We start from the raw sequence: 21555 nt of genomic DNA, 5'->3' as shown, positions 1-21555 counted from the left end.
TGGGCTGAATCGGATAAACCGACGAATGGACCGGCCGGAAGGCGGTCCGGCAGCCAATCGGCTGCCGGGTGCGTCACAGCATTGTCACGATTGTACTGGCTGGGCGGCCGCTTGGTCGCCCGGGCCGCCGCTGGCCAGTCAGCGCTTGATGGCGCGGTAACCGATATCGGTCCGGTACTGCATGCCGTCGAAGCGGATCTGCTCGACCGCGGCATAGGCGGCGCGCTGCGCGGCCTTGACAGTGTCGGCCAGCCCGACCACGCACAGCACGCGCCCGCCCGAGGTCAACAGGGTGCCGTCCTTGAGCGTGGTGCCGGCATGGAAGGTCACGCTGTCGTCGGTCTCGGCCGGGATGCCGGTGATGGCATCGCCCTTGCGCGGGCTGTCCGGATAGCCGTGCGCGGCCATCACCACGCCCAGCGCGGTGCGGCGGTCCCAGTCCAGCTCGATGCTGTCGAGCTTGCCGGAGACGGCGGCTTCCATCACGTCGACCAGGTCGGTCTTCAGGCGCGCCAGGATCGGCTGGGTCTCGGGGTCGCCCATGCGGCAGTTGAATTCCAGCGTCTTCGGGTTGCCGTCCTTGTCGATCATCAGGCCGGCATAGAGGAAGCCGGTGTACGGGATGCCGTCCTTTTCCATGCCGCGCACGGTCGGCAGGATGATCTCGCGCAGCGCGCGCGCGTGCAGCGCGGGCGTGACCACCGGCGCCGGCGAATACGCGCCCATGCCGCCGGTGTTGGGGCCGGCGTCGGCGTCCAGCAGGCGCTTGTGGTCCTGGCTGGTGGCCAGCGCCAGCACGTTCTTGCCGTCGACCAGCACGATGAAGCTGGCTTCCTCGCCGTCGAGGAACTCTTCGATCACCACGCGCGCGCCGGCATCGCCGAGCTTGTTGTCGGCCAGCATCATGTCGACCGCCTGGTGCGCTTCTTCCAGGGACATCGCCACCACCACGCCCTTGCCCGCGGCCAGGCCGTCGGCCTTGATCACGATCGGCGCGCCCTGCGCGTCGATATAGGCATGGGCCTGGGCGGCGTCGGCGAAGGTCTGGTAGGCGGCGGTCGGGATGCCGTGGCGCTGCATGAACGCCTTGGCGAAATCCTTCGACGATTCGAGCTGCGCCGCGGCCTGGGTGGGTCCGAAGATGCGCAGGCCCTTGGCGCGGAAGATATCGACGATGCCGGCGGCCAGCGGGGCCTCGGGGCCGACCACGGTGAAGGCCACGCCCTCGCGCTCGGCAAAGGCGGCGATGACCTCGGGATCGGTCAGCGGAACATTCTGCAAGCGCTTGTCGAGCGCGGTCCCGCCGTTGCCCGGCGCGACGTACACCACCTGCACCTTGGGCGACTGGGCCAATTTCCAGGCCAGCGCGTGTTCACGTCCACCCGAGCCGACAACCAATACTTTCATGATCCACTGCCAGAAAAGAAACGCATGCAAAAGGCGGCAGCTGGGTCTTGTTCGCCGCGCTGCCGCCGTTGGGGAGCTTGTTACCGTTTTAGTCTTCGATCACCGCGTTGGTGAAGACTTCCTGCACGTCGTCCAGGTTTTCCAGGGCGTCGAGCAGCTTCTGCATCCTGGCCGCGTCGTCGCCGCCGAAGCTGACTTCGTTCTGCGGCTTCATCACCACGTCGGCCACTTCCGCCTTGAAGCCGGCGGCTTCCAGCGCCGTCTTGACCGCCGAGAAATCGTTGGGCGGGCAGGTGACTTCGATAGAGCCGTCGTCGTTGGTAACGACATCGTCGGCGCCGGCCTCCAGCGCGGCTTCCATCAGCTTGTCTTCCGGCGTGCCCGGAGCAAACAGGAACTGGCCGCAATGGGTGAACATGAACGCCACCGAACCCTCGGTGCCCATGTTGCCGCCATGCTTGGAGAACGCGTGGCGCACTTCGGCCACGGTGCGGGTGCGGTTGTCGGTCAGGCAATCGACGATGATCGCCGCGCCGGCCAGCCCGTAGCCCTCGTAGCGGATTTCCTCGTAGTTGGCGCCTTCCATGCCGCCTACGCCGCGCTGGATGGCGCGCTGGATGTTGTCCTTGGGCATGTTGGCGTCCATGGCCTTGTCGATCGACAGGCGCAGGCGCGGGTTGGAGTCGACATCACCGCCGCCGAGCTTGGCGGCCACGGTGATTTCCTTGATCAGGCGGGTCCAGATCTTGCCGCGCTTGGCGTCTGCGGCGGCTTTCTTGTGTTTGATATTGGCCCATTTCGAGTGACCGGCCATGATTCTCTCCGAAGCGGAATGCGGTGATCTGCGGTGATGTTGTGCGGGGTTGCCAGGCGCACCGGGCCGCCTCAGCAAGGCGGGCGGGCAGCGTGCGCCAGGTGACGGATATGCCTGGCGGCTGGCTATAATCAGCCCAGGATTTTATCACGCGGACCTGCCTGCGCCGCCCAGACCCGACCGACCCCTCACGGAATCCAGGAACACCATGGCCGACCCCATCCTCATCGCCAAGAACGCCGAACATGAACTGGTGCTGCTGCCGCAGATGGGCAACCGGCACGGGCTGATCACGGGCGCCACCGGCACGGGCAAGACCGTTACGCTGCAAACGCTGGCGCAGGGCTTCTCGCGCCTGGGGGTGCCGGTGTTCATGGCGGACGTCAAAGGTGACCTGACCGGCATTTCGCAGGCGGGCCAGCCATCCGACAAGCTCAAGCAGCGTCTGGCCGACCTGAACCTGCCCGAGCCGGCATGGGGCGGCTGCCCCACCACGCTGTGGGATGTGTTCGGCCAGAAGGGGCACCCGGTGCGCGCCACGGTCTCGCACATGGGGCCGCTGCTGTTGTCGCGCATGCTCGAGCTGAACGACACCCAGCAGGGCGTGCTGAACCTGGTGTTCCGCATTGCCGACGCCAACGGCCTGCTGCTGCTCGACGCCAAGGACCTGCGTGCGATGCTGCAGTACGTCGGCGACAACGCCGGCCAGTTCACCACCGAATACGGCAATATCTCGGCCGCCTCGATCGGGGCCATCCAGCGCGGGCTGATCGCGTTGGAATCGCAGGGCGGCGATGTCTTCTTCGGCGAGCCGATGCTGAACCTGGAAGACTTCATCCAGACCGAGAAGGGTCAGGGCGTGGTCAATATCCTGGCGGCGGACAAGCTGATGAATGCGCCGCGGCTGTACGCCACCTTCCTGCTGTGGATGCTGTCCGAGCTGTTCGAGAAGCTGCCCGAGGCCGGCGACCTCGACAAGCCCAAGCTGGTGTTCTTCTTCGACGAGGCGCACCTGCTGTTCAACGATGCGCCCAAGGCGCTGCTCGACAAGATCGAGCAGGTGGTGCGGCTGGTGCGCTCCAAGGGCGTGGGCGTGTACTTCGTCACGCAGAACCCGATCGACATCCCCGACACCGTGCTGGGCCAGCTGGGCAACCGCGTGCAGCATGCGCTGCGCGCCTTCACCCCGCGCGACCAGAAGGCGGTCAAGGTGGCGGCCACCACCATGCGCGCCAATCCGAAGCTGGACCTGGAAACCGCGATCGGTGAACTGGGCGTGGGCGAGGCGCTGGTGTCGTTCCTGGACGCCAAGGGCACGCCCTGCGTGACCGAGCGCGCCTGGGTGCTGGCGCCTGGCAGCCGCATCGGCCCGGCGACGGAGGACGAACGCAAGCAACTGATCGCCAACTCGCTGGTGGCCGGCACGTACGAGAAGACCATCGACCGCGAGTCGGCCTACGAAAAGCTGCGCGGCAGCGTGGGGACGGTGGCAAATGGCGGCAAGGGCGCGGGCGGCGCGCCGGCCGGGCAGCCGGCGGGTGAGCAGGACAGCGGCTGGCTCGGCACCGCCGGCGAAATCTTCGGCACGCTGACCAAAGGCACCGGCAAGAGCGGGCGCGGCGATTCGATCCTGGAATCGATGGCCAAGTCGGCCGCGCGCACGGTGGGCTCGCAGGTCGGGCGCGAGTTGATTCGGGGCGTGCTGGGGAGCTTGCTGGGGAAGAAGAAGTAAGCGCGGTTCAAGCAACCCCGCGGGCATCATTCGTGGGCCGCCTCACGCCCCTTGGCCGCTTCAGCATCCTCGCGCATCTTGCGCGCGAACATGCGGGCGAAGAACCAGCCCATGCCGATGATGAAGACGATCACGCCCAGGCTCATCAGCCCGGTGCTGGTACTGAACAGGATCTTGAAGGCTTCCATGCGCGGCTCCCTTTGCGGTGGCAGTGGCGCGCGGCGAGGGCTCGCCGGCGCTTGCCGCCAGTGTAGGGATCCGGCCGGCACGGGCTATTGAGGCCGGTCAAGCGCCGGCCAGCCCGCTTTTGCACCGTCAGTTCTTGGTGCCGAACAGCCGGTCGCCGGCATCGCCCAGCCCGGGCACGATATACGCGTCAGCATCCAGATGGCTGTCGAGCGAGGCGACAAACAGCTTTACGCCCGGATGCGCCTTCTGAAACACTTCCACGCCCTCGGGGGCTGCCACCAGCGCGACGAAGGTGATGGCCTCGTCCTTGACGCCGCGGCGCTTGAGCACTTCCACCGCGTGCGCGGCCGAATAGCCGGTGGCGACCATCGGGTCGCACAGGATGAAGCTGCGGTCTTCCAGCGCCGGCAGGCGCACCAGGTATTCCACCGGCCGATGCTGCTCGTCGCGGTACACGCCGATATGGCCGATGCGTGCTGAAGGGATCAGCTCGACCAGGCCGTCGCTCATGCCCACGCCCGCGCGCAGCACCGGCACGATGGTCAGCTTCTTGCCGGCGATTACCGGCGCCTCCAGCTCGACCAGCGGCGTTTCGATGCGGCGCGTGGTCAGCGGCAGGTTGCGCGTGATCTCATAGCCCATCAGCAGCGTGATTTCGCGCAGCAACTCGCGGAAGGTGCGCGTCGACGTTTCCTTGTCGCGCATGTGCGAAAGCTTGTGCTGGATCAGCGGGTGGTCGAGGATAAACAGGTTGGGAAAGCGCGGATCTTGTTTCATGGCTGGCGGCGAGGGCTCGGCGGAATGGCGAGTGAAGCGGGCGCGGGAGACCGGTTGGACTCGCGCGCCGCGCCGTTGCAGCCGGATTGTAATGGAAGCGGGCCGCCCTGCCGGCGCCATCGGCGCGCGCCCCGGACTGCCGGGCGCCGCCGCTGGCGCATTGCGCTAGTCGAGCGCGCGGTCCTTCGATTCGATGTCGACCATGAAGATGGCCAGCGCCGCGACGGCAAGGAACGAGGACAGCAGTGCCAGCGCCAGCGTGAACTGGCTGGCCATGATCGGCGCGACGATGGACGGGGCGAACAGCCCGCCGAAGCGCGCCATGGCCCCCGCGGTGCCCATGCCGCTGGCCCGCAGGTCGGTCGGATACACCTCTGGCGTGAAGGCGTACAGCGCGCCCCAGGTGCCGAGCAGCGAGAAGCTCATCAGCAGGGTCGAGCCGATCACCAGCGCCGGGGACTGGCCCAGGCTGTACAGCATGCAGCCCGCCGCGCTCAGCAGCAGGAAGCCGATCAGGGTCGGCTTGCGGCCCCAGCGCTCGACGCCGTGCGCGGCCAGCGCGAAGCCCGGCAGCTGCACCAGTGCGAGCAAGATCAGGAACACCTGGCCGCGCATGAAGCCGAAGCCCTGGCCCGCCAGCTTCACCGGCAGATAGACGAAGACCCCGTAGTAGGCGATCGAGATCAGCATCCAGGCGGCCAGCAGGCAGAGGGTGCGGCGCCGGCATCCGGCCGCGAACAGCGCGAACACCGATTTGCGCTCCATCTTCTGCGGTTCCAGGGGGCCGATCTCCGCCGACACGCGGTTGGCCGCCGCAACCCGCTGCAGCACCGCGCGCGCCTCGGCCGAGCGTCCCGACTTGTTCAGGTAGAGCGGCGACTCGGGTACAAAGAAACGGAACACCACGCCGACCAGCGCCGGGATGCCGGTGACCAGGAAGATCAGCCGCCAGGCACCATCGCCGCGCGACACCGCGATCAGCGCCAGGATCGCCAGCAGGATGGTGCCGACGGCCCAGAACGACTCCAGCAGCACCAGCCAGCGGCCGCGCCGGTCCGACGGCAGGAATTCGGCCATCATGGTGTAGTCGACCGGCAAGGTGCCGCCGACGCCGATGCCGGTCAGGAAGCGCAGCAGCAGCAGCCACTGGAAGTCCGGCGCGAAGGCCGAGGCGACGCCGCAGATGGCGTCGATGACCACCGCCATCATCAGCACCGGGCGGCGCCCGATGCGGTCGGCCAGCCGGCCGAATACGAACGCGCCGATCAGCATGCCCACAAAGAACATGGTGCCGGTCTGCAGCGCCGTCGGCACCGGAATGCCGAAGGTTGCCGCTATCGACGGCGCGGTGAAGCCGATCGACAGCACCTGCATCGCATCGGCCAGCCAGACCAGGCCGAATATGACGAAGAGCCGATACTGGAAGCGGCCGACCCCGGCCGCGCGGATGCCTTGCTCGATCGTGATGGGTTGCGACGACGCTGCGCGCGCGCTGGGCTGGGGGGCAGAGCCTAGCGTTGCGTCCGGAATGGTCGTGGTGGCCATGGATGAAATGGATGACGACATGTTGTCTACCTGTCTTTATACGCGGGTTCTTGAACTTGGAAGCGCGCGTGGGGCAACGGCGGCGTTGCGTCCCGACGTGGTGCCGGCTTCCACCTGGCGAGGCTCGAACTAACCCGGTAGCGCGCCTGCAACAGCTTCCTGGTACTGATACGACATAGTCACTCCTGGTTGTCTACCCTTGGTTTGGTCAGGCCCGGTCGCCCGGCTGGTCTGGCGGGACTATGCAAGCCCCGGGCCAGCGCGTCCGGTGATGTACAGGGCCGGTCTTATGGTTTTGTGTTCTTGTCCGCCGCTGGCGGCGCGCCGTCCTTGTGCGGGGAGGCACCGCTGCGTGCCCGCTGGCACTCATGTAGTGCGCACTACATGATCGTTCAGCGTAAGCTACATGAAACTGGCGGGCAAGGCCGAATTGCGGTTTCTCTCCTCGGGGTTTTCCCGCGCGTGTCCTGCCTCGGCCAGGTCTGGTCATGCCGCACGCCTTGCGCCGATGCACAAGGCGCCGCCGGCGGCGCGCGCGCGTGCTGCGGTGGTTCAGTGGGCAGGCGCCGCACGCAGCCGCGCGACGGTGTTCTCCAGGTCCTGCCATGCGGGTTTGTCGGGCGCAAAGCGCGCGCGCAGGTACTGCGCCAGCTGCGCGATCTGCTGGTCGTCGAGGGTGTCGGCATAGGCCGGCATCGCCCCGAGCTCGCTGTTGGGCGGGGCCGGCATGCCGCGCAGCAGCACCTGGATCACGTTGTCCGGCAGCTTGCTGTGCAGGTTGGTATTGAGCGCCAGCGATGGCTTCACGCCGAACTGGGCGATGCCCTGCTCCGACTGGTGGCAGACCGCGCAGGCGCTCTGGTACAGGCGTTCGGCGGGACCGCCCAGCGTGCGCGCGGCCTGCAGGCTGCGTTGTTCGGCCTGCGCCGCCTGCGCGGCAAGCACCGACGGTGACGGCGGGGGCGCGCCGAACGAGGCGACGTAGTGCGCGATCGCGCGCACGTCGGCCTCGGGCAGCTGCGCGAGTTCTTCCACCACCGGCGCCATCGGTCCCGCCGCGGCCCCATGGTGCGGCGCATAGCCGCCGCGCAGATAGGTGAACAGCGCGGCCTCGGTCCACGGTACCGGGGCCTGCGACAGCGCGGTCAGCGCCGGCGCTTCCCAGCCTTCGGCGCTGCCGCCGGTCAGGTAGCGGCGGCCGCCTTGCTCGGCGCCGAGCGCGTTGCGCGGCGAATGGCAGGCGCTGCAGTGGCCCAGCCCCTCGGCCAGGTAGGCGCCGCGATTCCATTGGGCGGAGCGCGACGGGTCCGGCGCAAAACGCTCATTGCGATGGAACAGCAGGTTCCAGCCGGCCAGCAGCGGACGCAGGTTGAACGGGAAGGCAAGCTGCGTCGGCGGCACGGCGGATTTCACTGGCTCGGCCGACATCAGGTACCCGTACAAGGCCTGCATGTCGCCGTCGCTGATCCTGGCGAAGGCGGTGTACGGGAACGCGGGATACAGGCGCCGCCCGTCGCGATGGATGCCTTCGCGCATGGCGCGCTCGAACGCGGCGAAGGACCAGGTGCCGATGCCGGTCTGCGCATCCGGCGTGATGTTGGTGCTGTAAACGGTGCCGAAGGGCGTTTCCAGCGGCAGGCCGCCCGCGTTCTTCGCGCCGCCCGGCGCGGTATGGCAGACCGCGCAATCGCCGGCGGCAGCCACCAGCCGGCCGCGTTCGAGCGTGGCGGCGGAATAGAAGCCGGGCTCGGGCGGCGCCACTGGCGCGATCGGCGCGCGCCAGGGCCACAGCGTCGCGCACACGCCGGCCGCCGCGGCGGCGGCGGCGGCAATCCAGCCGCGTGTCTTGCGCTTGCGGCCCGGGCTGGCCTCTGCCAGCGCCAGGCGGATGCGGTCGGCGCTGAACGGCGGCGTGCGCAGGCGCACGCCGGTCGCGTCGAAGATCGCATTGGCCACGGCGGCGGCGGCCGGCAGGGAATCGGTGGGGCTGGCGGCCAGCGCATCGTGCGTGGCCAGCGTGCCGGCCAGCCGCACTTCCGGCAAGGCGTGGGCCGGTACCGCAGGCAAGGTCTCGCCGGCAAGGCGCGCGTCGGCGGGCCAGGTGTCGAAGGCCGGCGTGGCGGAGGTCAGCTGCAGCGCGGCGGCCGCTACGTCTTGCTCGATCGAGCGCGTGGCGGCGGCTTGCGGCCGCGGCAGCGATTCGCTGTCATGGCCGACCGTGACGCGCGTCACCGCGAGCTCGCCGGTGCTGCCGTCGACCTCGACTTCAGCGACCCAGGCCGACCAGCTCTTGCCGGCATCGTGGTCGATGGTGTTGGCGTAGGCAAAGCCGCGGCCGCGCCGCACGTTGCCGGGCGTGGGGTCGCGCGACGCTGTCGGATTCCAGCCGGCGCGCTCGGCCACCTGCCGTACCAGCGCGGTGCCGCGCGGATCCTCCAGATGCGCCAGTCGCAGTGCGACCGGGTCCACCTGCGCGGCGGCGGCAACCTCGTCGAGATGGGATTCCCGCGCGAACACCTGCGCGCGGACTGCTGTCAGCGGCGCGGCGGCGAACGCGGTGGGATCGCCGGACACGGCCAGTTCGACGTGGGGAATGCAATAGGGCGGTAGCGCGGCGTCGCCGGTATGGCCCGCATCGATGGTGTCCGTCACCGGCGCCGGCGCATGGGTCAGCCACAGCGCGAGCGGCGCCGCCGGCGCCGCGGTGCCCGCCAGCGTTGCGGCGTAGGCGTCGACGGTGGCGCCGCTGCGCGCGGTATCGACGCGGATATCGAGCGCGGCATCGGCCAGGCCCACATCGGCGGCGCGCAGCCGGCGCAACACGGGTTGTCCCGTGGCGTGGGCCAGCACTGCCGCGTCGGCGGCGGCGTGCGCCGCCAGCAGCGCTGGGTCGGCGCGGTCATCGGGCGCTTGCCAGCAGACCAGCTGCACTTGCGCTGCCGGGATACCCAGCAGCGCTGCGAGTTCCGCGCGCAGGGCGCCGGGGCGGGTGGCGGGCAGCCATACGGTCAGCGTGGCGTCGCGCCAGTCCGCCACGGCGGTGCAGCAGGCATCGTCGCGGGTACCGGCCAGTGGCCACTGGTAGTGCTGCGCGTGGCGTGCGTCAGCGTGCCGGAGCGTGTCGGCGGCATTGCCGCGCCGCGCCAGCGTGTGGCGCGCCGCGGGTGTCGCGTCGGCGCGGGGCGGGGCGGACCAGCGCGCCCGCAGTGCCCTGGCGGCATCGGCACCGTGCGTGGCCGACACCGCGGCCACGCCGGCAAAACTGTTGCGGATCACCACCGCGCGGATGCCGGGCAGCGCCAGCGCAGCGTCGCGGTCGGCGTGCAACAGGCGAGCCGCGAGCGGCGCGCCGCCCATCCAGCGCAAACCGGGCGGCGTCAGCACATGGGCCACCAGGCAATCGGCGGTGCTCGGCGGCAGGCTGGCGGCCAATGTCGTCGTCGCCGTGGCGGCTTGCACGATGCCCGCGCTCACGGTGCGGCCCCCGGTGCGGCCTGCCGCTGCAGTATCGCGGCGCGTCGGACCGCGCGCACGATTTCCACGTGCGTGCCGCAACGGCACAGGTTGAAGCGCAAGGCTTCGCGGATCTGCGCTTCGTCGGGGTCCGGGTTCCGGGCCAGCAGGGCCTTGGCGGTCATGATCATGCCGTTCAGGCAGTAGCCGCATTGCGCGGCCTGCTCGTCGATGAATGCCTGCTGCACCGGGTCGGGATGCTGTGCCGTGCCCAGTCCCTCGAGCGTGGTCACCGCGTGGCCCACCGCGGCCTTGACCGGCAGCACGCAGGAACGCGCGGGCAGGCCGTCCACCAGCACCGTGCAGGCGCCGCACTGCCCCAGGCCGCAACCGTACTTGGGGCCGTTGCAGCACAGGTCGTTGCGCAGGATGTAGAGCAGCGGCGTGTCAGGCGCCACCTCGAGCGTGTGCTCGGCGTGGTTGACCTGCAGGGTCAGGGGGCGGGGCGTGTTCATCGAAGGCTGGGGGCGGTTTGAACATCACGCATCGCGGCGCCGCGCCCCTTCCTTGGCGAGGGGCGGCAGCGGGCAGGGCGGTCAGGCGGCTACGGACAGCGGCTTGGTCCCGGCCGACACCAGCGGCACGTTGAACACATCGTAGCCGAAACACCAGTCCGGGTTCTCGTTGCTGCGCAGCCAGGTGTTGTTGTGCGAAACCAGCTGCACCTTGCCGGCGCGCTCGGCGCGGTTGGCTTCGTACAGCGCGAAAGCGCTGGCGTAGTCGTCGGTGCCGGCTTCGGTGAAGCAGCGCGTGAGCATGGCGGCGTCCTCGATCGCCATCGCGGCGCCCTGCGCCATGTGGGGCTTCATCGGATGGCAGGCGTCGCCCAGCAGCACCAGGCGGCCCCGGCTCCACAGCGGCAGCGGGTCACGCTCCAGCAGCGGCCACTTGGTCACCTCGACCGTGCCCTCGATCAGCGATTGCACGCCCGTGTGCCAGCCGTCGAAGGCGGCCCGCATTTCTTCGATGCTGCTCGGCACCCAGCTCTTGCTCATGTCCCATTCGGGCTCGGGCACGCCGGTGACGTAGTAGATCTCGTCGAGCTTGCTGGTGTCGAAGTACACCATCATGTGGCGGTCATCGGTCCACCACTTGGTGCAGCGCTCGTGCGTGTAGCCCTTGACGCGCGCGATCGGGAATACCGCGCGGTGCGCCACGTAGCCGGTGTACTTGGGCGGCTCGGCGCCCAGCAGGGTTTCGCGGATGCGCGAATTGACGCCGTCGGCACCGATCACGATATCGGCCTCTTCGACGGTGCCGTCGGTGAAGCGCAACTGCACCACATCGCCCCGGTCGGTGACGCTTTCGAGCTTCTTGTCGAAGAACAGCGTGCCGGGCGCGACGGCGTCGGTCAGCAGCTTGTGGAAGTCGCCGCGGTGCACGGTCAGGTAGCTGGCGCCGTAGTGGCGCACCGCATAGTCGCCCAGCGGGATCTGCGCGATCACTTCGCCGGTGAGGCCGTCGCGGCTGTACCAGTAGTCGGGGTGGCAACCCATGTCGTTGAGCGCGTCCTCGATGCCGATGCGCCGCATGATCTTCATCACGTTGGGCCCGACGTGGATGCCCGCGCCCAGGCGCGAGAACGCCGGTGCCTGCTCATACAGCCTGACTTGGAAGCCGGCTCGCTGCAGCAGGGCGGCCGCAGCCGTCCCTCCGAGTCCGGCGCCGACAACTGCGATTCGCGGTTTGCCTTGCACGTTATTTCTCCTGGCAATGACACAAGGTCGATGGGGGCTGGGCCGGCCACATGGCCGACCGATGAAAACGAGTGTACACACTCAAAATATCAAGGTAAAGGCAAAACATGTCGAACCTATGGAAAACCCTAGCCGCCCGCTCGTACCTCTGTGTATGTGCGCAGAAATGGGGAAATAATGCGCAAAACTTGGGATGGATTAGTTCAGTATGCACTGAACGAGCGCATCTGGCGGGACGCAGAATCTGTTTGCCTATATAAAGTGTGTACACTACAATAAACCGCAGCATGCAGGCCCCGGAGGCCAACGCAGGCGGACAGACCACAGCGCGACCACAGCGCAACCCAGGGAAGACAAACAGATGACGGAGTCGACAGTGCAGAAAGTTTTCCGAATCGGCCAGATCGTGCCGAGCTCCAACACCACCATGGAAACCGAGATTCCGGCGATGCTGGCCGCGCGCCAGCTGGTGCGCCCGGAGCGCTTCACCTTCCACTCGAGCCGGATGCGGATGAAGAAGGTGGTCAAGGAAGAGCTGGCGGCCATGGACGCCGAATCCGACCGCTGCGCGGTGGAGCTGAGCGACGCCCGCGTCGACGTGCTCGGCTATGCGTGCCTGGTGGCGATCATGGCGATGGGCCACGGCTACCACCGCGTCTCCGAGCAGCGCCTGCAGGCGCATACCGCCGAGAACGGCGGCGATGCGTCGGTGATCACCAGTGCCGGCGCGCTGGTCGATGCGCTCAAGGTGATGGGCGCAAAGCGCATTGCGGTGGTGGCGCCGTACATGAAGCCGCTGACCGAGCTGGTGGTGGACTACATCCGCAATGAAGGCTACGAGGTGGTCGACTACCGCGCGCTGGAGATCCCCGACAACCTGGAGGTCGGTCGCCATGACCCGGCGAAGCTGCCCGAGATCGTGGCGCAGATGAACACCGCCGACGCCGACGTGATCGTGCTGTCCGCCTGCGTGCAGATGCCGTCGCTGCCGGCGGTGGCCAAGGTCGAGGCCATGACCGGCAAGCCCGTCGTGACCGCCGCCGTTGCCACCACCTATGCGCTGCTCAAGCGCCTGGGGCTGGAGCCGGTCGTGCCGGGCGCCGGCGCGCTGCTGTCCGGCGCGTACTGAGGAGAAGGCCATGACAGACAGCACCTTCCTCTACGGCGCCCACGTCCACGCCAACGGCATCCGCCAGCACTACCTGCGCTATGGCGGGCAAGCGGGCGCGCGCGCGCAGCGCGATGCCGTCATCATCGTGCCTGGCATCACCAGCCCGGCGGTCACCTGGGGCTTCGTCGGCGAACAGTTCGGGCGGCAGTTCGATACCTATGTGCTCGACGTGCGCGGCCGCGGCCTGTCGCAGGCCGGCGCCGAGCTCGACTACAGCCTCGATGCGCAGGCGGCCGACGTGATTGCGTTCGCCGAAGCGCTCGGGCTGCGGCGCTATGCCATCGTCGGCCATTCGATGGGCGCGCGCATCGGCATCCGCGCCGCGCGCAGCCAGTCCGCGGGCCTGACGCGGCTGGTGCTGGTCGATCCGCCGGTGTCGGGCCCGGGCCGCCGCGCGTATCCGGCGCAACTGCCGTGGTACATCGATTCGATCCGGCTGGCCCGGCAGGGCATCGATGCCGAAGGCATGCGCCGCTTCTGCCCGACCTGGACCGAAGAACAGCTGCGCCTGCGCGCGCAATGGCTGCATACCTGTGACGAGCGCGCGATCCTGGCCAGCTTCAACGGCTTTCATGAAGACGATATCCACGCCGACCTGCCCCAGGTCGCCGTGCCGGCGCTGCTGATGACCGCGGGCCGCGGCGACGTGATCCGCGCGGAAGACGTGCACGAGATGCGCACGCTGCTGCCGTCATTGCTGGTCGCGCACGTTGCCAATGCCGGCCACATGATCCCCTGGGACGACGAGCCGGGCTTCTACCGCGCCTTCGGCGATTTTCTCGGCGCGGCGCTGACTTGCGCGTTGAACTGATCATGGAGCGAACATGCCCGTAAGCGATTACGACCTGACGGCGGCGTGGCAGCAAGTGCTGACGCTGTCGAAACTGCAGCCGGGGCAGACCGTCACCGTGCTGACCGGCGCGGCCACGCATGCGCAGACGCTGCGCACGGCGATGGTGGCGGCGCAGTCGATGGGCGCCATCGTCAACCGGCTTGACTTGCCGCCGGTCAATGGTGAAAAGGCGCTCAGCCGCGATGCGCTGGCGTACCTCGGCACCACGCCGCTGACCGGCAATCCGGCGGCGATTGCCGCGCTCAAGGCCAGCGACCTGGTGCTCGACCTGATGACGCTGCTGTTCTCGCCCGAGCAGCACGAGATCTTGTCCGGCGGCACAAAGATCCTGCTGGCGGTGGAGCCGCCCGAAGTGCTGGCGCGGCTGGTGCCGACCGAGGGCGACCGCGCCCGCGTCAAGGCCGCCACCGAACGGCTGGGCAAGGCGCGCGCAATGCATATCGTGTCCGATGCCGGCATGGACCTGCGCTGCCGCCTGGGCGAGTTCCCGGCGATCAGCGAGTACGGCTTTGTCGACGAGCCGGGCCGCTGGGACCACTGGCCGAGCGGCTTCGTGCTGACCTGGCCGGATGAGGGCGGCACCGACGGCACCATCGTGCTGGACCGCGGCGACATCCTGCTGCCGATGAAGTCCTATATCCAGGCGCCGATCCGCATCACGGTCGAGGCCGGCTACGTGCGCCGCATCGAAGGCGGTGTCGATGCCGAGCTGCTGGCCGACTACATGGCCTCGTTCAATGACCCCGAAGCGTATGCGATGTCGCATATCGGCTGGGGCCTGCAGCCGCGCGCGAGCTGGTCGGCGCTGGCGATGTATGACCGCGAGGCCACCATCGGCATGGATGCGCGTGCCTACGAGGGCAACTTCCTGTGCTCGTTCGGCCCCAACAACGAAGCCGGCGGCAGCCGCACCACCGCCTGCCATATCGACATTCCCGTGCGCCATTGCACCGTCAGCCTCGACGGCGAGCCGGTGGTGGTGCGCGGCAAGGTGATGGACGGGCACCACGCTCCGGCCGCATCGCTCTACAAGGACTCGCGCCATGGATGACACAGTGCAGACCTACCAGCGCCAGGGCTTTGGCGCGTCGATGGAGTTGAAGGCGCCGTACGGGCTGCTGATCATCGACTTCGTCAACGGCTTCGCCGATCCGGCGGTGTTCGGCGGCGGCAATATTCCGGCGGCCATCCGCAATACGCAGCCGCTGCTGCGCGCCGCGCGCGAGCAGGGCTGGCCGGTGGCGCACAGCCGCATCGTGTTCGCCGACGACGACAGCGACCACAACATCTTCACGCTGAAGGTGCCGGGCATGCTGACGCTGAAGGAAGATGGCCACAACAGCCAGATCGTGCCCGAACTGGCACCGGCCGCGGGTGAGCTGGTGGTGCGCAAGACGGTGCCGTCGGCGTTCTTCGGCACCTCGCTGGCGGCCTGGCTGACGCAGCGCGGCGTGCAGACGCTGCTGGTGGCCGGCTGCGTCACCAGCGGCTGCGTGCGCGCCAGCGTGGTCGATGCGATGTCGCTGGGCTTCCGCCCGCTGGTGGTGTCGGATTGCGTGGGCGACCGCGCGCTGGGACCGCATGACGCCAACCTGTTCGACATGGCGCAGAAGTACGCCACGGTGCTGGCGCGCGACGAGGCGCTGGCGCAGGTGGCAGGCGTGCGCGCCGTCGCCTGACGCGCGGCGATGCAGCGCGCCTCAGCCCGCCGCCGCGCGCTTGGCGCGTGCCGCCTTGCGCGGCGCGGTGGCGGGTGCCACCTTCGCCTCGGGCACCTTACCGGGCACGGCCACCGCGCGCAACACGGTCTGCTGGATCACATCGCGCCAGTGCGCCAGCGCGGGCGCGCTCATCATGGGCTCGCCCAGGAAGGCGCTGAGCGTATGATGGTTGGAGTTGTAGAAGTAGCCGAGCGAAGCGATCACCATATACACGTCACGCGCGCCGGCGTCCGCGCGGAACCGGCCGGCGGCCTTGCCGCGCGCGAGGATGCCGTCGAGCACGGACAGGGCATAGCTGGAAATCTCGCGCAGCCGCACCGACTTCTTGGCGTGCTTGCCCTGGCTCATGTTCTCGCTGGTCAGAATCGCGACGAACTCGGGATGGTCCAGGTAGTACTGCCAGACAAAATCGATCAGCTGCGACAGCGCGCGCACGGGGTCGGCGGCGTCGAGCTCATGCTCGAGCTGCTGCTCGGCCTGGTTGAGCTGCAGGTAGATGGTCTCCAGTACTTCGACGAACAGCTTTTCCTTGCTGCCGAAGTAGTAGTAGATCATCCGGTCGTAAGTCTTGGCCAGCGACGAGATACGCTCGACGCGGCCGCCGTCGTAGCCCCGTTGGGCGAAGACCTTGATGGCCGCCTTGAGGATGCGCTCGCGGCTGTCCTGCGCTTGCCGGGCCCGGGTGCCGGCTGCCGCCCGCCGGATGGCGGGCGCGGCCGCAGTCTTGGTGGTCATGGTGGATGGTTCTGCTGTGTGCCTGTTGGCTCGCAGTATAACGGTGGCCCGCGCGGCGGCTCGGCGCGGCAGACGCGGAAGGAGAGAATGAAACGATGACGGCGACCCAGCTGCAACCCCCGGCACAGGCCGACGCCGCCACGCCGCGCGCGCTGCGCATGGCGCTGCTGCAGGCCACCGGCGTGCTGCTGGTGACGCGCGCCCCGCAGGCGGCCGCGCGTCCCGCGCCGGGCCAGCCTGGCGCGGCGTCGGACTATGTGCCGGCGCTGCCGGACCTGTTCATCGCCGTGCGCGACAGCGGCGAGGTGCTGGCCTTCAACGGCCATGTCGACCTGGGCACCGGCATCCGCACGGCGCTGGCGCAGATCGTCGCCGAAGAACTCGATGTGCCGCTGGCGCAAGTGCGCATGGTGCTGGGCCATACCGAGGCCACGCCCAACCAGGGCCCGACCATTGCCAGCGCTTCGATCCAGATCTCGGCATTGCCGCTGCGCCGCGCCGCGGCGCAGGCCCGTGCCTGGCTCCAGGCGCGCGCCGCGCGGCAGCTCGGCGTGGACGCCGCCGTGCTGGAAGCGCAAGACGGTGTATTTCGCGTGCCCGGCACGCAGGCCGGCATCGGCTATGCCGCGCTGGTGGCCGGCGAGCATGTCGAGCTGCCGCTTGCTGAAGACGTGCCGACCAAGCCGGTCGAGGCCTACCGCATCGTCGGCGGCGCGGCGCGCCGCGTCGATATCCCCGACAAGGCATGCGGGGCACTGACCTTTGTCCACGACGTGCGCGTGCCCGGCATGCTGCACGGCCGCGTGGTGCGCCCGCCGTATGCGGGGCGCGACAGCGGCGCCTTCGTCGGCAACAGCCTGCTGCAAGTCGACCGGGATTCGGTGCGGGACGTGCCTGGCCTGGTCACGGTGGTGGTGCAGGGCGACTTTGTCGGCGTGGTGGCCGAGCGCGAGGAATACGCGGTGCAGGCCGCGCGCCGACTGCGCGTGCAATGGAAGCCGGTGCCGCCGTTGCCCGCGCTGGACGATCCAGAGCCCGCGCTGCGGGCCAACCCGGCCACGCGGCGCGAGCTGCTGAGCGAGGGCGAGCTGCCCGCCCACGATGGCGGCACGGTGTTGCAGCGACGCTATGTCTGGCCATACCAGATGCATGGCTCCATTGGCCCATCCTGCGCCGTGGCCGACTGGCACGACGAGGGCCTGACGGTGTGGTCCGGCACGCAGAATCCGCACATGCTGCGCATCGACCTGGCGAGGCTGTGCGGGCTGGGTGAAGACTGCATCGAGATCGTGCGCATGGAGGCCGCCGGCTGCTACGGGCGCAATTGTGCCGACGACGTCTGCGCCGACGCGGCGCTGCTGTCGCGCGCCGTGGGCAGGCCAGTGCGCGTGCAGCTGTCGCGCGAACAGGAACACGTGTGGGAGCCCAAGGGCGCGGCCCAGCTGATGGACGTCAGCGCCACGCTCGGCGTCGACGGCGCGCTGCTCGGCTACGACTTCACCAGCCGCTATCCGTCCAACGACGCCCCCACGCTGGCGCTGGTGCTGACCGGTGCCGTGCCCAACGCCCCGCGCACGCTCGAGATGGGCGACCGCACCGCCGTGCCGCCCTACGCCTATGCCGCGCGCCGCATCGGCTGCGACGACACGCCGGCGCTCGTGCGCGCGTCGTGGCTGCGCGGCGTGTCGGCGCTGCCCAATACGATCGCGCACGAGTGCGTGATCGACGAGCTGGCGCTGGCGGCAGGCGCCGATCCCGTGGATTTCCGGCTGCGGCACTTGCCGGACGAGCGCGCAGCGGCGCTGGTGCGTGCCGTCGCCGACGCGGCCGGGTGGCAGCGCGGCGCCGCCGGATCGCGCGGCGTGCCCGATGCCGACGGCCGGCTGCGCGGCCGGGGCGTAGCCTATGCGCGCTACATTCACAGCCGTTTCCCCGGCTTCGGCGCGGCCTGGGCCGCATGGGTGGTCGACCTGGCCGTGGATGCGGGCACGGGCCGCATCACCATCGACAAGGTGGTGGTGGGGCAGGACACCGGCATGGTCGTCAATCCCGACGGCGTGCGCCACCAGATCCACGGCAACGTGGTGCAGACGCTCAGTCGCGTGCTGAAGGAACAGGTCCGCTTCGATGCTGACGGCGTGGCCAGCCGCGAATGGGGCAGCTATCCGCTGCTGACCTTCCCGGAAATCCCGCCGATCGAAGTGGTGCTGATGCCGCGCCAGTCAGAGCCGCCGCTGGGCGCGGGCGAATCGGCCTCGCTGCCGGGCGCGCCGGCGATTGCCAATGCGCTGTTCGATGCGCTGGGGGTGCGGCTGCGCAGGCCGCCTTTCGTACCGGAGACGGTGCTGGCGGCGATGGCGACGATGTCCTCGACCAAGGGCTGACGGTGTGCCCCCTCTCCCGCGTGCGGGAGAGGATTGGGGTGAGGGCGGGGGTGTCGACGGAGCCAGGCCCCGCCGCGGTTCGCAAGCGCCTGCCCTCTCCCCCGGCCCCTCTCCCGCAAGCGGGCGAGGGGAGAACCCCTCGGTGCCAGCGGGCGCTACGCCCCATTCCCCTCGTCGATCTCGCTCATCTTGCGCAGCAGGTAAGTCACCGCCACGCGCTCGGCCGGATTCAGGTTGCCGAAGGTTTGCTCCGAGATCTCTTTCGCGAACGGCACGGTCTCGTCGATCAATGCCAGTCCGGCGGGCGTGACCGTCACCACCACCTTGCGCCGGTCGTTGGGATCGTGCGAGACCGCGATCAGCTTGCGTGATTTCAGCCGGTCGATGATGCCGCGCACCGTGGCCTGATCGATCGCGGTGGCGCGCACCACCTCGTTCATCGAACACGGCTGCCGGTCCCGCACCGCGCACAGCACCACGAACTGCGCCGCGGTCAGCTGCGAATCCGGGATGGTCTGCTGGAAGATCGCCACGTGGCGCTGGTAGGCGCGCCGCAGCAGGTGGCCCACCTGTTCGGTGAAGTCATAGTCGGCGGCGGGCTTGCCGGAAGGCGTGTCGGCGGGCTGGGGCACGAAACAGATGCGGTGGCTGGAGGTGACCCAGAGTATACCGAGGAAGGTCGCTGAACAGGTGGCACGCGCCCCGAGGCGGCGTCCGATGCCCTCGCGTCTTTTCGAATACAATCGTCGGGTCGTTTTGCGGGGCCGCCGTGCCGGCCCGCTTTCCCGCCCGGTATTCTTTCGTGCCCGCCTCCCAGAAGTCTCTCGCCGTGCCCGCCGCGCTGCCGTCGCCGCAGCGCTCGGGGCTCGTCATCGCCGCCGTGGGCGCGGTGCTGTTTTCGGCCAAGGCGATCGTCGCCAAGCTGATGTACCGCTATAACGTCGATGCCGTGATGGTGATCACGCTGCGCATGCTGTTCGCGGTGCCGCTGTTCATGGCGATCGGCTGGTGGCAGTCGCGCCGGCTGGCGCCGCTGTCGTGGGCCGATCGGGGCCGCGTGGTGTTTCTTGGCTTTATCGGCTACTACCTGTCCAGCTTCCTGGACTTCATCGGCCTGCAGTACATCACCGCCGGACTGGAGCGGCTGATCCTGTTCCTGACGCCATCGTTCGTGCTGCTGGCCACCGCGCTGCTGTTCCGCCGGCCGATCGGCACGCGCCAATGGACCTCGCTGCTGCTGGCCTATGCCGGCATCGTGCTGGTGTTCGCGCATGACCTCGATGTCAGCGGCAGCCAGGTGTGGCTGGGCGGCGCGCTGGTACTGGGCAGCGCCATCACCTACGGTATCTACCTGATCCTGAGCGGCGAGCTGGTGCGGCGCATCGGCTCGCTGCGGCTGGTGGCATATGCCATGTGCGTGTCGACCGCCTGCTGCGTGGTCCAGTACCTGGCGCTGGGCCGGCCGGTGGCGGAACTGGCGCAGCCGGCGCCGGTGATGTGGCTGTCGCTCGTCAATGCGGTGTTCTGCACCGTGCTGCCGGTGTCGCTGACCATGGTGGCGGTGTCGCGCATCGGTGCGCCGATGGCGTCGCAGGCCGGCATGATCGGGCCGGTGTCGACGCTGTTCCTCGCTTTCTGGCTGCTGGGCGAGCCCGTCAGCGGCGTGCAGCTGGCCGGCAGCGCGCTGGTAATGGGTGGCATGTATTTGCTGTCGGCAAAACGAACCTGATTCCGGGGCGGCCCGGGGGCCGGCCCGTCCAAGACAACAGACAAAGGAGAAACACATGGATCTGGGACTGCGCGGCAAGCATGCGCTGGTATGCGGCGCCAGCAAGGGCCTGGGCTTTGCCTGCGCCGATGCGCTGGCCGCCGAGGGCGTCGACGTGGTGATCGTGGCGCGCGGCGCCGAAGCGCTGGAAAAGGCCGCCGCCGACCTGCGCGCGCGCCATGGCCGTCGCGTGATCGCGGTAGCGACCGACATCACCACGCCCGAAGGCCGCAAGGCGGCGCTGGACGCCGTGGCCAGGCTGGGCCAGCTCGACATCCTGGTCAACAACGCCGGCGGCCCGCCGCCGGGCAACTTCCGCGACTGGGAGCGCAGCGACTGGCTGGCCGCGCTGGACGCCAACATGCTGACCCCGATCGAGCTGATCAAGGCCACCGTCGACGGCATGATCGCGCGCAAGTGGGGCCGCATCATCAATATCACCAGCGGCGCAGTGAAGGCGCCGATTGACGTGCTGGGCCTGTCCAATGGCGCGCGCTCCGGCCTGACCGGCTTTGTCGCCGGCGTGGCGCGCGAAGTGGCGCAGCACGGCGTGACCATCAACAACCTGCTGCCCGGCCCGTTCAATACCGACCGCCTGTTCAAGACCATGGAAGGCGGCGCCAAGAAGGCCGGCCTGAGCGTCGAGGAAGTGGCGCAGCGCCGCGCCGCCGCGAACCCGTCGCGCCGCTTCGGCGAGCCGGCCGAGTTCGGCGCCACCTGCGCCTTCCTGTGCAGTCGCCATGCCGGCTACATCACCGGCCAGAACATCCTGCTCGACGGCGGCGCCTTTCCGGGCACGTTCTGATCCTGCATCCCCTGACGTTTTTCGACTCCGCAACAGGAACCCCCTGATGACCCGGCCCCGTATCGCGCTGATTGCCCATGACCACAAGAAGGACGACATCGTCGCCTTCGCCGCGCGCCACCGCGCCTTCCTGTCGCAGTGCGAACTGCTTGCCACCGGCACCACCGGCGGGCGCCTGATTGACGAAGTGGGCCTGGACGTCACGCGCATGCTGTCCGGCCCGTGGGGCGGCGACCTGCAGATCGGCGCGCAACTCGCCGAAGGCCGCGTGCGCGCCGTGGTGTTCCTGCGCGACCCGATGACGCCGCAGCCGCACGAGCCCGATATCAACGCGCTGGTGCGTGCCTGCGACGTGCACAACGTGCCGTGCGCGACCAACGTCGCCACCGCGGAACTGCTGCTCGCGGGGCTGACGCGCGAGGCTGAAGCCAGCAACTGAATTCC

Annotated in this window: 19 protein-coding genes; 9 read left to right on the top strand and 10 right to left on the bottom strand. The window is 69.0% G+C overall.

Annotation, left to right across the window (positions count from 1 at the left end):
* Positions 1–138: 138 nt before the first annotated feature.
* Together purD and E5S69_RS19980 are read right to left on the bottom strand one after the other, a co-directional pair.
* A complete protein-coding gene (purD, locus tag E5S69_RS19985) occupies positions 139–1407 on the bottom strand; it encodes a phosphoribosylamine--glycine ligase (protein ID WP_171516366.1) in 1269 nt (422 codons plus the stop codon).
* 88 nt (positions 1408–1495) lie between these two features.
* Positions 1496–2221 (bottom strand): YebC/PmpR family DNA-binding transcriptional regulator, encoded by a 726-nt coding sequence (locus tag E5S69_RS19980; protein ID WP_171516365.1) that lies wholly within the window; start codon positions 2219–2221, stop codon positions 1496–1498.
* Positions 2222–2429: 208 nt separating this feature from the next.
* Between E5S69_RS19980 and E5S69_RS19975 the strand changes: the two genes are divergently transcribed.
* A complete protein-coding gene (locus E5S69_RS19975) occupies positions 2430–3953 on the top strand; it encodes a helicase HerA-like C-terminal domain-containing protein (protein ID WP_171516364.1) in 1524 nt (507 codons plus the stop codon).
* A gap of 26 nt (positions 3954–3979) precedes the next feature.
* Here E5S69_RS19975 and E5S69_RS19970 read toward each other — a convergent pair whose 3' ends face one another.
* From E5S69_RS19970 to E5S69_RS19945, 6 genes are all read right to left on the bottom strand, one after another.
* The gene (locus E5S69_RS19970; protein WP_171516363.1) at positions 3980–4141 is read right to left on the bottom strand and encodes a DUF3149 domain-containing protein; all 162 of its coding nucleotides are present in this window, start codon (positions 4139–4141) and stop codon (positions 3980–3982) included.
* A 127-nt stretch (positions 4142–4268) separates the two neighbouring features.
* Positions 4269–4919 (bottom strand): uracil phosphoribosyltransferase, encoded by a 651-nt coding sequence (gene upp / locus E5S69_RS19965; protein WP_171516362.1) that lies wholly within the window; start codon positions 4917–4919, stop codon positions 4269–4271.
* 165 nt (positions 4920–5084) lie between these two features.
* Complete coding sequence (locus E5S69_RS19960) at positions 5085–6485, bottom strand: MFS transporter (RefSeq protein ID WP_216621386.1); 1401 nt, start codon at positions 6483–6485, stop codon at positions 5085–5087.
* A gap of 531 nt (positions 6486–7016) precedes the next feature.
* On the bottom strand, positions 7017–9938 hold the full coding sequence (locus E5S69_RS19955) for a c-type cytochrome (protein WP_171516361.1): 2922 nt from the start codon (positions 9936–9938) through the stop codon (positions 7017–7019).
* Complete coding sequence (locus tag E5S69_RS19950; RefSeq protein WP_171516360.1) at positions 9935–10432, bottom strand: (2Fe-2S)-binding protein; 498 nt, start codon at positions 10430–10432, stop codon at positions 9935–9937. Before E5S69_RS19950 ends, E5S69_RS19955 begins: the two co-directional genes overlap by 4 nt.
* An 81-nt stretch (positions 10433–10513) precedes the next feature.
* Entirely contained in the window at positions 10514–11674 is a 1161-nt protein-coding gene (locus tag E5S69_RS19945) for an FAD-dependent monooxygenase (RefSeq protein WP_171516359.1), read from the bottom strand.
* Positions 11675–12050: 376 nt separating this feature from the next.
* Between E5S69_RS19945 and E5S69_RS19940 the strand changes: the two genes are divergently transcribed.
* The 4 genes from E5S69_RS19940 to E5S69_RS19925 are packed head-to-tail and all read left to right on the top strand — an operon-like array spanning position 12051 to position 15377.
* Entirely contained in the window at positions 12051–12803 is a 753-nt protein-coding gene (locus tag E5S69_RS19940) for an Asp/Glu racemase (RefSeq protein ID WP_336510605.1), read from the top strand.
* Positions 12804–12813: 10 nt separating this feature from the next.
* On the top strand, positions 12814–13656 hold the full coding sequence (locus E5S69_RS19935; RefSeq protein ID WP_171516358.1) for an alpha/beta fold hydrolase: 843 nt from the start codon (positions 12814–12816) through the stop codon (positions 13654–13656).
* 13 nt (positions 13657–13669) lie between these two features.
* Positions 13670–14749: a 2,5-dihydroxypyridine 5,6-dioxygenase gene (locus E5S69_RS19930; protein WP_171516357.1), complete on the top strand. Its 1080-nt coding sequence runs from the start codon at positions 13670–13672 to the stop codon at positions 14747–14749.
* Positions 14742–15377, top strand: a complete 636-nt coding sequence (locus E5S69_RS19925; RefSeq protein ID WP_171516356.1) for an N-carbamoylsarcosine amidohydrolase — start codon at positions 14742–14744, stop codon at positions 15375–15377. Before E5S69_RS19930 ends, E5S69_RS19925 begins: the two co-directional genes overlap by 8 nt.
* 21 nt (positions 15378–15398) lie before the next feature.
* Here E5S69_RS19925 and E5S69_RS19920 read toward each other — a convergent pair whose 3' ends face one another.
* On the bottom strand, positions 15399–16154 hold the full coding sequence (locus E5S69_RS19920; protein ID WP_171516355.1) for a TetR/AcrR family transcriptional regulator: 756 nt from the start codon (positions 16152–16154) through the stop codon (positions 15399–15401).
* A gap of 95 nt (positions 16155–16249) precedes the next feature.
* Between E5S69_RS19920 and E5S69_RS19915 the strand changes: the two genes are divergently transcribed.
* Entirely contained in the window at positions 16250–18538 is a 2289-nt protein-coding gene (locus tag E5S69_RS19915; RefSeq protein ID WP_171516354.1) for a xanthine dehydrogenase family protein molybdopterin-binding subunit, read from the top strand.
* A 155-nt stretch (positions 18539–18693) separates the two neighbouring features.
* Here E5S69_RS19915 and E5S69_RS19910 read toward each other — a convergent pair whose 3' ends face one another.
* Complete coding sequence (locus E5S69_RS19910) at positions 18694–19170, bottom strand: MarR family transcriptional regulator (RefSeq protein ID WP_171516353.1); 477 nt, start codon at positions 19168–19170, stop codon at positions 18694–18696.
* A gap of 209 nt (positions 19171–19379) precedes the next feature.
* On the opposite strand from E5S69_RS19910, the gene E5S69_RS19905 reads away from it, so the two are divergent.
* The 3 genes from E5S69_RS19905 to E5S69_RS19895 are packed head-to-tail and all read left to right on the top strand — an operon-like array spanning position 19380 to position 21550.
* Positions 19380–20267 (top strand): DMT family transporter, encoded by an 888-nt coding sequence (locus E5S69_RS19905; protein WP_171516483.1) that lies wholly within the window; start codon positions 19380–19382, stop codon positions 20265–20267.
* A gap of 55 nt (positions 20268–20322) precedes the next feature.
* Complete coding sequence (locus tag E5S69_RS19900) at positions 20323–21111, top strand: SDR family oxidoreductase (protein WP_171516352.1); 789 nt, start codon at positions 20323–20325, stop codon at positions 21109–21111.
* Between the two features lie 46 nt (positions 21112–21157).
* On the top strand, positions 21158–21550 hold the full coding sequence (locus tag E5S69_RS19895; protein WP_171516351.1) for a methylglyoxal synthase: 393 nt from the start codon (positions 21158–21160) through the stop codon (positions 21548–21550).
* Positions 21551–21555 lie beyond the last annotated feature (5 nt).

Origin of the sequence: Cupriavidus necator (assembly GCF_013141915.1) — a bacterium.
Lineage (GTDB): Bacteria > Pseudomonadota > Gammaproteobacteria > Burkholderiales > Burkholderiaceae > Cupriavidus > Cupriavidus necator_B.
This window is presented reverse-complemented; position numbering and strand designations above follow the sequence as displayed.

Coding starts and splice junctions, on each gene's coding strand:
- purD (WP_171516366.1), bottom strand. CDS start 1,407: ATGAAAGTATTGGTTGTCGGCTCGGGTGGACGTGAACACGCGCTGGCC.
- E5S69_RS19980 (WP_171516365.1), bottom strand. CDS start 2,221: ATGGCCGGTCACTCGAAATGGGCCAATATCAAACACAAGAAAGCCGCC.
- E5S69_RS19975 (WP_171516364.1), top strand. CDS start 2,430: ATGGCCGACCCCATCCTCATCGCCAAGAACGCCGAACATGAACTGGTG.
- E5S69_RS19970 (WP_171516363.1), bottom strand. CDS start 4,141: ATGGAAGCCTTCAAGATCCTGTTCAGTACCAGCACCGGGCTGATGAGC.
- upp (WP_171516362.1), bottom strand. CDS start 4,919: ATGAAACAAGATCCGCGCTTTCCCAACCTGTTTATCCTCGACCACCCG.
- E5S69_RS19960 (WP_216621386.1), bottom strand. CDS start 6,485: ATGTCGTCATCCATTTCATCCATGGCCACCACGACCATTCCGGACGCA.
- E5S69_RS19950 (WP_171516360.1), bottom strand. CDS start 10,432: ATGAACACGCCCCGCCCCCTGACCCTGCAGGTCAACCACGCCGAGCAC.
- E5S69_RS19935 (WP_171516358.1), top strand. CDS start 12,814: ATGACAGACAGCACCTTCCTCTACGGCGCCCACGTCCACGCCAACGGC.
- E5S69_RS19930 (WP_171516357.1), top strand. CDS start 13,670: ATGCCCGTAAGCGATTACGACCTGACGGCGGCGTGGCAGCAAGTGCTG.
- E5S69_RS19925 (WP_171516356.1), top strand. CDS start 14,742: ATGGATGACACAGTGCAGACCTACCAGCGCCAGGGCTTTGGCGCGTCG.
- E5S69_RS19920 (WP_171516355.1), bottom strand. CDS start 16,154: ATGACCACCAAGACTGCGGCCGCGCCCGCCATCCGGCGGGCGGCAGCC.
- E5S69_RS19915 (WP_171516354.1), top strand. CDS start 16,250: ATGACGGCGACCCAGCTGCAACCCCCGGCACAGGCCGACGCCGCCACG.
- E5S69_RS19900 (WP_171516352.1), top strand. CDS start 20,323: ATGGATCTGGGACTGCGCGGCAAGCATGCGCTGGTATGCGGCGCCAGC.
- E5S69_RS19895 (WP_171516351.1), top strand. CDS start 21,158: ATGACCCGGCCCCGTATCGCGCTGATTGCCCATGACCACAAGAAGGAC.